At 74.1% G+C, this 10,730-nt stretch carries 9 protein-coding genes and 2 pseudogenes; 8 read left to right on the top strand and 3 right to left on the bottom strand.

The window, feature by feature from the left end; genetic code table 11:
• Positions 1-94: pseudogene (locus ABZX67_RS32725) on the top strand (1-acyl-sn-glycerol-3-phosphate acyltransferase); the annotation flags it as partial.
• 25 nt (positions 95-119) lie between these two features.
• Positions 120-2,933, top strand: coding sequence for a BTAD domain-containing putative transcriptional regulator (locus ABZX67_RS32720; RefSeq protein ID WP_355368260.1), 2,814 nt, complete (start codon positions 120-122; stop codon positions 2,931-2,933).
• A 5-nt stretch (positions 2,934-2,938) separates the two neighbouring features.
• On the opposite strand, the gene ABZX67_RS32715 is transcribed toward ABZX67_RS32720, so the two are convergent.
• Positions 2,939-5,239 (bottom strand): glycoside hydrolase family 9 protein, encoded by a 2,301-nt coding sequence (locus ABZX67_RS32715; RefSeq protein WP_355368257.1) that lies wholly within the window; start codon positions 5,237-5,239, stop codon positions 2,939-2,941.
• A 213-nt stretch (positions 5,240-5,452) separates the two neighbouring features.
• Between ABZX67_RS32715 and ABZX67_RS32710 the strand changes: the two genes are divergently transcribed.
• Together ABZX67_RS32710 and ABZX67_RS32705 are read left to right on the top strand one after the other, a co-directional pair.
• The gene (locus ABZX67_RS32710; protein ID WP_355368254.1) at positions 5,453-5,656 is read left to right on the top strand and encodes a hypothetical protein; all 204 of its coding nucleotides are present in this window, start codon (positions 5,453-5,455) and stop codon (positions 5,654-5,656) included.
• A gap of 96 nt (positions 5,657-5,752) precedes the next feature.
• Positions 5,753-6,318, top strand: a pseudogene (locus tag ABZX67_RS32705) (tyrosine-protein phosphatase).
• A gap of 61 nt (positions 6,319-6,379) precedes the next feature.
• Here the strand turns inward: ABZX67_RS32705 and ABZX67_RS32700 are convergent.
• Both ABZX67_RS32700 and ABZX67_RS32695 read right to left on the bottom strand, forming a co-directional pair.
• Positions 6,380-7,381 carry an iron-containing redox enzyme family protein gene (locus tag ABZX67_RS32700; protein WP_355368251.1) on the bottom strand — a complete coding sequence of 334 codons (1,002 nt, stop codon included), beginning with the start codon at positions 7,379-7,381 and terminating at the stop codon, positions 6,380-6,382.
• On the bottom strand, positions 7,378-8,970 hold the full coding sequence (locus ABZX67_RS32695) for an FAD-dependent oxidoreductase (protein ID WP_355368248.1): 1,593 nt from the start codon (positions 8,968-8,970) through the stop codon (positions 7,378-7,380). The genes ABZX67_RS32700 and ABZX67_RS32695 overlap by 4 nt, the downstream gene beginning before the upstream one ends.
• 123 nt (positions 8,971-9,093) lie before the next feature.
• Here ABZX67_RS32695 and ABZX67_RS32690 point away from each other — a divergent pair, with 123 nt between their 5' ends.
• From ABZX67_RS32690 to ABZX67_RS32675, 4 genes are read left to right on the top strand one after another with little or no spacing between them, the layout of a single operon-like run.
• Positions 9,094-9,726 (top strand): HemK2/MTQ2 family protein methyltransferase, encoded by a 633-nt coding sequence (locus tag ABZX67_RS32690; protein ID WP_355368245.1) that lies wholly within the window; start codon positions 9,094-9,096, stop codon positions 9,724-9,726.
• Positions 9,710-9,943: a CDGSH iron-sulfur domain-containing protein gene (locus tag ABZX67_RS32685; protein WP_355368242.1), complete on the top strand. Its 234-nt coding sequence runs from the start codon at positions 9,710-9,712 to the stop codon at positions 9,941-9,943. The genes ABZX67_RS32690 and ABZX67_RS32685 overlap by 17 nt, the downstream gene beginning before the upstream one ends.
• Positions 9,944-9,975: 32 nt before the next feature.
• A complete protein-coding gene (locus ABZX67_RS32680) occupies positions 9,976-10,215 on the top strand; it encodes a DUF6480 family protein (RefSeq protein ID WP_355368239.1) in 240 nt (79 codons plus the stop codon).
• 29 nt (positions 10,216-10,244) lie between these two features.
• A complete protein-coding gene (locus ABZX67_RS32675) occupies positions 10,245-10,661 on the top strand; it encodes a CBS domain-containing protein (RefSeq protein WP_355368236.1) in 417 nt (138 codons plus the stop codon).
• Positions 10,662-10,730: the final 69 nt, after the last annotated feature.

Raw genomic sequence — 10,730 nt, 5'->3', positions numbered from 1 at the left:
CGGATTCATCACCGCGGTCAACCACAACTCCTATCTGGACCCGCTGTCGTACGCGCACTACCAGTACAACACCGGACGGGTTCCTCGTTTCCTGCGACCCCCTCGCCGTACGGGCGCGGCTGCGGCACACCGAGGCGCGCCGGGCCCGCCTCGCCGCCGAGGTCGCGCTCGGCCGTCCGCAGGACGCCCTGCCGGGCCTCACCGAACTCGTCGCGGACCGGCCGTTGGACGAGCCGCTGGCCGCCCTGCGGATCCGGGCGCTGCGCGCGGCCGGACGCCCGGCCGAGGCGCTCCAGGCGTACGAGGAGGTCCGGGCCGGGCTCGCCGCGCGCCTCGGCACCGCGCCGGGCCCGGAGCTGCGGGCCCTGCACGCGGAGCTGCTCGCGGCGGACAAGGAGCCGAAGCCGGCTGAGGCCCCGGATTCCCGGCGCGCGCCGCGCCCGCCCGCGCCGCCCGGGAACCTGCGCGCCCGCCTCACCTCGTTCATCGGCCGCGACACCGAACTGGCCGCCCTCGCCGAGGCGGTACGCCGCCACCGCCTGGTCACCCTCCTCGGCCCCGGCGGCGTCGGCAAGACCCGGCTGGCGCTCGAAACCGCCGACACCGCCGACACCACCGACCGGCCCGACGGCGTCTGGATCGCCGAACTTGCCCCCGTGCGCGACGAGGACGCCGTCGTCGAGACCGTCCTCACCGCCCTCGGCGCGCGCGAGCCGCTCCGCTGGAACACCGACGGCCGCGCCCGCGACCCGCTCGCCCACCTCCTGGAGCACTGCGGACGGCGGCGCCTGCTGCTGGTGCTCGACAACTGCGAGCACGTCATCGGCGCCGCCGCCCGCCTCGCCGACACCCTGCTGGCCGCCTGCCCCGGCGTCACCGTGCTCGCCACCAGCCGCGAGCCGCTCGGCGTCCCCGGCGAAGCGGTACGGCCGGTCGAGCCGCTGCCCGAGGACGCGGCGCTGCGGCTGCTCGCCGAGCGGGGCGCGGCGGCCCGCCCCGGGTTCGACGTGTCGGACGACCCGGACGCCTGCGCCGAGATCTGCCGGCGCCTCGACGGCCTGCCCCTCGGCATCGAACTGGCCGCCGCGCGCCTGCGCGCCCTGACGCCCCGCCAGATCGCCGACCGCCTCGACGACCGCTTCCGCCTCCTGACCGGCGGCAGCCGCACCGCACTGCCCCGGCAGCAGACCCTGCGCGCGGTCGTCGACTGGTCCTGGGACCTGCTCGACGCGGTCGAACGGGTGGTGCTGCGGCGCCTGGCCGTCTTCTCCGGCGGCTGCTCGCTCCCCCTCGCCGAGGAGGTCTGCGCCGAGCCCGACACCCTCGAACGCCTCGCCTCCCTCGTCGACAAGTCCCTCGTCGTCGCCGACCCGGCGCCCGACGGCACCATGCGCTACCGGCTCCTGGAGACCGTCGCCGACTACGCCGCCGCCCGCCTCGCCGAGGCGGGGGAGCGGGAGACCACCGCCCGCCGCCACCTCACCGCCCACCGCGAACTCGCCCGCACCGGCGACCGCGAGCTGCGCGGTCCGCGCCAGACGGAGTGGCTGAACACCTTCGAGACCGAGCACGACAACCTCCGCGCCGCCCTGCGCACCGCCGTCGAGCTCGGCGAGGAGCAGGAAGGCCTGTGCCTGGCCCTCTCCCTGAACTGGTTCTGGCAGCTGCGCGGCCACCAGAGCGACGCCCGCGTCTGGTCGGCGGCCGTCGCCGCGCTCGGCCCCGACCCCTTCCTGCCGCCCGTACGGCCGGCCGTGCCGATGACCGCCCGCTGCACCGAGGCGCCGCCCCCGTGGGACGAGGAGACCCTGTGGGAGGCGCGGCGCGGCGTGCGCCTGCTGGTCTTCGCCTCCGACGGCAGCCAGGGCACCGCCGCCCTGGAGAAACCGGAGAACCGCGCCTATATGCAGGCCATCGCCGAGGCCTACCGCCCCGGTCTGCCGCAGAACAGCCGCCAGCCCGGCGCCATGTGGTTCTTCGTCCGCATGCTCCTCGGCGAGTTCCGCGGCATCCCCGACACCATGGCGGCCGTCGTGGAGTGCTGCCGTGCGCACGGCGACGACGTGGACCTCGGCTTCGCCCTGCTGATGCGCGCCAAACTGTCCCCGGACGGGTACGCCGACGCCGACGAGGCCCTCGGCCGGTTCCAGGCGGCCGGGGACCTGTGGGGCGCCTCCGAATCGCTCTCCGCGCGGGGCGAGGCCCACGAGCGCGCCGGCCGGTACGCCGAGGCCGCCCGCGACTTCGAGCGGGCCATGGCGAGCGCCGAGCGGGTCGGGGCGCACAGCCAGGCCGTCTTCCAGGCCCGCCTCGCGTCGGTACGGCTCCGCCTCGCCACCACCCCCGCCGAGCGCGAGAGCGCCGAACGCCTGCTGCTCGACGCCGCCGAGACGGCACGCACGTACAGCGTCGAGACCGTCTCCACCGCGCGGCTGCTGCTGGCCCAGCACTACGGCCGCACCGGGCGCGTCCCCCTCGCCCGCCACCAGCTCCGGCTCATCGAAGGGGAGTTCACCCCCTCCATGGCCGAGATGTTCACCGGCATGCTGCTCGGCCTGCACGCCTGGCTGGACTGCCTCGACGGCGACCACGCGGCCGCCCGCCGCCACCTCGCGCGAGCCGTCCGCCTGCTGGAGACCCTGGCCTATGTGGTCGCCCCGCACATGATCCTCGCCCAGTTCGCGACCGCCGCCTGGGCGATGGCGCACGACGGCGACCCGTACGACGGCGCCCGGCTGCTCGGCGCGTACGACCGGCACGACACGGCCGCCTCCGGTACGGGCTTCCGCCACCTCCCCCTCGACGCCGAGAGGGAGGTCAGGGACCGCGCCGAGACCGAGCTCCGCGCGGTCCTCGACGCGGCGGCGTACGCCCGCGCCCACGCCGAGGGCGGCGACCTCACCCTGAAGGAGGCCGCCGCCCTCGTGCGCTGATCCGCCTACGGTGTGCGCGCCGTGCCGTCGCCGAGGCCGTCGGCGTACGCGGCGACCCAGGCGAGCGGGGCGTTCCAGTTGATGGTGATCTCGTTGGTCGACCAGGACTCGATGTCGTCGATGTAGCACATCGCCGGGGCGCAGCCCTTCAGTTTGGCCTGCGCGACCGGGTCCTGGATGGCGTCGTTCGGGCCCCCCGCCAGCGAGCCCGGCGCCGGATTCGGCAGGGACGGGTCGAGCTGGTGGGCCCAGAAGCGGTGGTGCTGGTTGTGCGCGTCCCGCTCGCCGTAGCCGGTGACGTACGACTGGTTGAGCGGGTTGCGCCCCAGCAGGTAGTCCAGGCCGCGCAGGACGGCGTCCCGGTAGACGGTCCGGCCCGTCAGGTCGTGGGCCGTGGCGAGGACCACCATGTTGTTGGCCACCTGGCTGTTGGAGCCCCACACGTAGTGGCCGTCCGGCGGCGCGTAGGGCAGGCCGTACGCGGTGCGCGCGGAGTCGGCCGCGTAACCGTCCGCCGCCTTCGTCACCATGGCCCGTACCGCCTTCCGCTGCGTGGCGGTCAGCTTGTTCGGCACGGTGGCCAGGTCCAGCGCGCCCAGGCCCGCCACCGCGCCCCACGACATGCCGCCGCGCGGGAAGACCGCGTCGGTGTCGCCGTGCAGCGGGGAGCGCAGCACCTCCTGGCGGTAGACGTCCTTGCCGGTGGTCAGGAAGAGCTCGGCCGCCGCCCAGTAGAACTCGTCGCGTACGTCGTCGTCGGGGTAGGCGCCGCCGCCCGTGCCGTCGTTCGGGTCGGCCAGCACGTCCGGGTGGGCCTTGGCGGCGTTCCACGCGGTCAGCGCCGCCGTGCGGCAGCGGGTGGCGAAGGCCGCGTCGTACCGGGCGAAGAGGCGGGCGCACTGGGCGGCCGTGGCGGCCAGGTTGAGGGTGGCCGCGGTGGTCGGCGGGTGCAGCTCGCGCGGCTGCGGGTCGGTGTGCGGGGGAGTGGGCAGCCCGGTCCACGCCTTGTCGTGCAGCTTGTGGTGGACCATGCCGGCCAGCGGCTCGCCCGCCGGGACCTGCATCCGCATCAGGAAGTCCATCTCCCAGCGGACCTCGTCGAGGATGTCCGGGACGCGGTTGCCGTGCTCGGGCAGCCGCAGCCTGCCGTCCGCGAACGGCGCCCCGTCCGCGCTCTCCTCGGTCAGAGTCCGCTCGTACGCCGACATCAACTGGGCCACGGAGATGCCGCCGTTGACGACGTACTTGCCGTGGTCCCCGGCGTCGTACCAGCCGCCCGCCGCGTCGAGGCGGTAGTCGCACACGCCCGGCTGGCACGGCACGTCGTCGTCGCCCTGGTTGGGGCTCACGTTGAGGTGCCCGGCGGGGCGGGCGTACTGCTCGCCGACGATGTCGGCGTCGATCTCGATGCCGCTGCGGTTGTGGTAGAAGTACGCGAGCGCGTCGGTGACCAGCGAGGAGTACAGGCCGTCACCGATCGCGAACGGCTCGCTCCGCTCTCCCGCGACGGTGACGGTGTAGCCCTCACCGGCGGTGGTCACCGCGCTGAAGTCGAAGGTGTGGACGTGCTGCCGCGAGGTGGGGTCCACCCCGGCCGGCGTGGTCGTGCCGCTCGCCCGGGTCGCCCCGCGGGCGTCGGTGAGCGTCCACGGCAGCGGTGCGGCGGCGTCGCTGACGACCGTGCCGCCCTTGGGGCCGTGGGGCAGGTAGCCCACCTGGTTGACGCGGACCGGGGAGCCGGTGTCCGGTTCGTACGGGGGCGGCTGCGTGCCGCCGCGCAGCGAGACGTCGTCGACGCAGAAGGTGTACGCAGCCGCGCTGCCGCCGATCTGGAAGGCGAGCTGGGCGGCCGTGTGGTCGGCGCTCGCCGTGAAGGTGTGCGTGACGCGGGCGGCCGTCGGGCCGACGGGCTGCGCGGCGCCGAGCTCCGTGGTCCACGGCTCGGTCGCCATCTGGACGTTGGCGCGGATGGTGACGGGTGTCGTCGCCGTCGCCGTGTAGCTGAGCGTGTACCCCTCTCCGGCGGTGAGGGGGAGGGCGTTCTGCCCGATGATCGCGTCCCAGGGGTTGGCCGTGCCCGCCGGGACCTCGGCGCACAGGCGCCCGTCCACGACGGCGGCCGGGCTGCCCGCGGTCCACCACCAGGAGGTGGTTCCGTTCGAGAAGTCCCCGTTGCTGATCAGCTCGGGTACGTCCTCGGCCGGTTCGGCCGCGCCGGCCGGGACCACCAGGGCTCCGGCCAGCAGCCCGGCGAGCGCGGCGGCGAGGCGGGCGGTTCGTTTTCGGTGGGGCTGCTGATGCGACACGCTGCGTTCCTCGGGGGAGTGGGGACGGGGGTGGCGGTGCATGGGCGTACGGCTCGTGGGAGCGCTCCCAATCTCCGGGTCCGAGGGGCCGGCGTCAAGATGTCGCACACGGTGGGTTCCAGGTGTCCGACGGAGCGGCGGCGCCCCAGGTGTAGGGGATGCGTTCGGGGTACCCGGCGACGACAATGACTGCAGGACGGACAAGGAGGCGGCATGAACGCTGAGCCCGATTCGACCTCCCAGCGAGAGCGCGTCACGCCGGACAAGCTGCTGCACAGCGGCGCCGAGAGCGGCGAATTCACCGCGGAGGACCTGGTCCTCGCCTCGGGGCGTGACGTGAACCCGAAGAACATGGCCTGGGCCGAACGCCGGCTGGCCGAGAAGGGCAAGGCCGCCCTCGACGAACTGCTCCCCTGACCACACGGACTCCCGGCCCCCGGCGCGCGGGCCCCGCGGCCGCACCCCTCACGGGTGGCGCGGCCGCGGTCCCGCACGCGCGGGTACGCTGCCGCGGTGGACGGACACCTACCTTTCGAGCGGCTGCACAACTTCCGTGACCTGGGCGGCTATACGACCGAAGACGGCCGCGCGGTGCGAGGGGGAACGCTCTACCGCTCCGACTCCCTCGGCAAGCTGAACGGCGAAGCGCACGGCGACGACTGCGCGCGGTTCCTCGCCCTCGGCGTGCGCACGGTCATCGACCTGCCCTACCCCTGGGAGATCGACGCCAAGGGTTCCGTACCGCTCCACGCCTCGTTCACGTACCACAACCTGGACGACCCGGCGGCCTGGGGCGGCAGGCCACCACCGCCGGGTACGTCCACCGCCTGATGACCGACCGCCGCACCGCACCGCCCGGCACCGGCCTCCGCATGCTCGCCGAGGCCGAGGCCGAACGCCGCATCGCCGAGGCCGGCCGGACCCTGTGCCGCCTCGACTGCCTGGCCCGCAACGCCCGGCTGCGCCGCTACTACGAGGACGCCGGGTACACGGTGGTGGGCGAACAGCGCTCCAAGGACGGCGGCACAGGCGCCCCGTACGCGGTGACGCTGCTGGAGAAGCGGCTGGTCACCGCCTGAAAAGGGCGGGCCGCCGGGTCCGCCCCGGCGGCCCGCCGCTCACGCTGCCCTCACGCCGCCCTCACGCCGCCCGGAGGGCGGCCGGCGAGTGGCGCAGGGACGTGCGGCCCGCGTCCCACGCCCCCAGCACGTGCTCGTCCCAGCGGTCGTCCAGCCACACGGTCGCGCGGATGCCGAAGGCGACGTCCGCCGCCAGCTCCGGCTCGCGGGCCAGCAGGTCGCCCAGGACGTCTCGGCGCATCACCTGCTCGTGCACCGCGTCCGCCTCGATGTGCTCGGTGAAGAAGCGGACGCACCGCTCCTCGGCGCCCAGCCTCTCCAGCGCCTTCGCCATCCGCCGGGCCCCCGGCGGCGAGGTGATCTCCAGGACCGCGAAGTTCCCGGCCGCCGCGCCCCGCAGCGAGCGGCGCAGCCCGAACAGCGACATCGCGTTCACCACGGCCAGCGTGGCCGCCGGGGCCAGGTCCAGATAGCGCCCGTACGACGGGTCGAGCCCCGCGCCCTCCATCAGGTCCGCGTACAGCCGCGCGTGCACCCGTTCGCCGCGCCCGCCGCCGAATTCGTCGAACGCCACCGCTACCAGCGACGCCTTGGCCTGCCCCTCCAGACGCGGAATCAGCCACGCCTGTGGATCGGACTCCTTGAGCTGGTACAGCGAGCGGTGCACCAGGTACTCCCGCATCAGCTCCCAGGTGCCCGACTCCATCAGCCGGTGCGAGACCCCGTGCCCGTCGACCGGCTCCACCAGCAGCGGCGCCAGGGCGCCGTCCACGTCGTCGTCCCCGGGCACCGCCTCGCGCAGCGCCGCCAGGAACGCCTCCTCCATCGGCCGGCGCAGCCCCAGCAGCGCCGGGTCCCACTCCCGGTCGCCCGAGACGCCCTCGAGGTCCCGGTAGTGCGGTTCGTACGCCAGGTACAGCGCCAGCTGCAGGTCCTCCCCGAACGGGTCGGCCCCCGCGGCGCCGGCGTCCGGCGGTGGCGCCGCCTCGCCCAGCAGCACCCGCCGCACGGCCGCCGACAGCGGGCCGCGCGGTTCGGGCAGGGGAGCGGGCCTCTGCGTCATGCGCCGTCCTCCTTCACGTCTTCCTCCGCGCCTTCGGTGCCTTCCGCGCCCTCCGCGCCTTCCTCCACCTCGTACTGCTCCAGCGGCCGCAGCGCGGGCCCCTGCATCACCTTGCCGTCGACGTCGAAGCGCGAACCGTGGCACGGGCACTCCCAGGCGCACTCCTCGTCGTTGAAGTGCACGATGCAGCCCAGGTGCGTACAGCGCGCCGACACCGCGTGCAGCGCCCCCGACGCGTCCCGGTGCACCGCGAGCCGCTGCCCCCCGACGCGCACCACCGCACCGGCGCCCGGCGCGATGTCGGCGGTCGAGTCGGCGTGCGCGCCCGGCAGCCGGTCGCCGATGAAGTGCTTGCCGACCTGCGCCTGGAGGCGCAGCATCGCGGGCGCCTCGCGCACCGGATGCAGCCGCACCGGGTCGTACAGGCTCGTCCAGGCCGGCTCGCGGCCCCGGATACGGCAGGCCAGCAGATCGCCGGCCATCACCCCGTTGCTCATGCCCCAGCCGGCGAAACCGGTCGCCACGTACGCGTGCCGGGCGCCGGCGTGCAGCCGCCCGACGTACGGCACCCGGTCGGTCGTGAAGTTGTCCTGCGTCGCCCAGCGGTGCGTGAGCTCCACGCCCGGGAACCGCTCGCGGGCCCAGGCCTCCAGCTTCTCGTACCGCTCACCGACCTCACCCGCCTCCTCCGTGCCGGGCGTGAACTTCTCGCCGGTGACGATCAGCATGCGCCGCCCGTCGCCGTACGGCGCCGTCCGCACCGAACGCGTCCCGCCCTCCGGCGTCAGGAACATGCCGCCGGGGTCCTGCTCCGCCGGGATCGGCCCGGCCACCACCAGCTCGCGCTTCGGCTCCAGCCGGGTGAACAGCAGCCCGCGGTCGAAGACCGGGTAGTGCGTGGCGACCACGACGTCCCGGGCCTTGACCGTGTGCCCGCTGCTCGTGGTCAGCTCGCACGGCGAGCCCTCCTGGAGCCGCGTCACCCGGGTCCGCTCGAAGATCCGCCCGCCCAGCACCTCCAGGTCGGCGGCGAGCGCCAGCAGGTACTTGCGCGGGTGGAACTGCGCCTGGTTCTCGACCTTGACCGCGCCCGCCACCGGGAAGGGCAGCGGCACGTCCGTCTCGTACGAGGCGGCGAGACCCGCCGCGCGCGCCGCCTCCGCCTCCTCGCGCAGCTTGCCGACCATGGCGGGGTCCTCGGTGTACGTGTACGCGGACAGCGCCTCCAGATCGCAGTCGATGCCCAGCTCCTCGGCCACCTGCGCCACCCGTTCGACCGCGATCTGCTGCGAATGCGCGTACAACCGCGCCCCGCGCGCGCCGTGCACCGACTGGATCCCGGCGTACGCGAGGCCGTGCAGGGACGACAGCTTCGCCGTGGTGTGGCCGGTCACCCCGGACGCGATCCGGTCGGCCTCCAGCAGCACCACCGGATGCCCGGCGCGGGCCACCTCCCAGGCCGTGCACAGCCCCGCGATCCCACCCCCGACGACCGCGACCTCGGTCTCGATGGAGCCGTCCAGGGGCGGGCGGGCGGGGCCGGGGGCGTACTCCATCCACAGGGAGCCGGAGGCGGGGTCGTACGTCATCGCTCACTCCTCACAGCCGTACACATCGTCTTCTTGCTCACGTTCCGATACACACCGTTCCGATCGTTTCGCGGGAGATCTTTGAGGTACCCGTTACACATGCGGCTACTCAAACCACGTGGCGTGTACGAGCCCCAGGAGGACACGGAGCTGCTTGCGAAGGCCGCCCGCAGCGAACTGCGTACCCTGCATCTCCCCGCCCACGCCGAGATCCTCGACGTGGGCACCGGAACGGGTGCGCTCGCGCTGCTGGCGGCCGAGTGGACAGCGGCGCGGGTGACCGCCGTGGACATCTCCTGGCGCGCCGTGCTCGCCGCGCGCTACAACGCCCGGCGTCGCGGCCTGCCCGTCGAGGTGCGCCACGGCGACCTCACCGAACCGGTCGAGGGCCGGACCTTCGACCTCATCCTGGCGAACCCGCCGTACGTGGCCTCGCCGCGTCCGGCACACGGCCCGGCGCGCTCCTGGAACGCCGGGACTGACGGGCGCGCCGTCCTGGACCGGCTGTGCGAGCGCGTGCCCGGGCTGCTGCGGGACGGGGGCGTCCTGCTCCTGGTGCAGTCGGCGCTCAGCGGCGTGGGCACGACGCTCGAGCAACTGGGTGACCGGGGGCTGAGCACGCGGGTGACCCTGCGCACCCGTATCCCCTTCGGACCGGTGATGGACGACCACGCCGAATGGCTGGAGGAGCGCGGCCTCATCCCGCCCGGTGAACGCAAGGAGGAGCTGGTGGTGATCCGTGCCCAGCGAACGTGACCCCCGGCGCGTCGTCGTCGACCCCGAAGGACCCCTGCTGCTGGACGGGCCGGTCGAGGTCCGCCTGCCCGACGGCACCACGGCGTGCTCCGACCGGTTCATGGTGGCGGTGTGCACCTGCCGGCGCAGCCGCCGCTACCCATGGTGCGACACGAGCCACCGGCGCAGGACCCGTACGGAACCGGCCGGTGAAGACGGTGGACGTCGAGGAGCGTGAATGAAACGCCCGCGATTGCGCACTCGTACTCCATGACCCACCCGAACCCGAACCCGGACCCAGATCCGGACCGCACCCCGGGCCTCGAGCCCGGTGGCGGCGTTCCACCCGGCGAGACACCGCCCGCGGAGTCGAGCATGTCCGAGGCCGGGCCGAGGGAGACGCACAACCCGACGACCGGCTGGGCGAAGGCCCCGCTGGTCATGATCCTGCTCATCGTGGTGCTCGTGGCGGCGCTGTTCGCCGCGATGGCCCTGATGATCGCACTGTGAACGCGAACCTGTGAAGGAGCTCGAAACACATGACAACCGCACGTCAGCTGATGACCAAGGGCGTCGAGTGCATCGGCGAGAGCGACACGCTCCTGAAGGCCGCCGAGACGATGAAGCGGCTCGGGGTCGGAGCGATGCCGATCTGCGGCGACGACGACAAGCTCAAGGGCATGCTGACCGACCGCGACATCGTGGTGAAGGGCCTCGGGGCGGGCAAGGACCCGTCCACCACCACGGCGGGTGAACTCGCGCAGGGCGAGGTCGTGTACGTGGACGCCGACGACGACGTGCAGCTCGTGCTGCGCAAGATGTCCGAGCACAAGGTGCGCCGGCTCCCGGTGATCGACAACCACCGGCTGGTCGGCATGGTCGCCCAGGCCGACGTGGCCCGCGCCCTCCCGGACCCGCAGGTCGGCGACCTGCTGCAGGCGCTCTCCACGGACTGAGGAGGCGCTCTGCGCGGGCGGCGCGTGAAGCGTGTGAAGGGCGGGGCCGGGGCATCAAGCCCCGGCCCC

It is taken from the genome of Streptomyces sp. NPDC003036 (assembly GCF_040611175.1).
Lineage (GTDB): Bacteria > Actinomycetota > Actinomycetes > Streptomycetales > Streptomycetaceae > Streptomyces.
The sequence above is the reverse complement of the archived record's forward strand: the minus strand, read 5'-3'. Positions and strand labels throughout refer to the sequence as shown.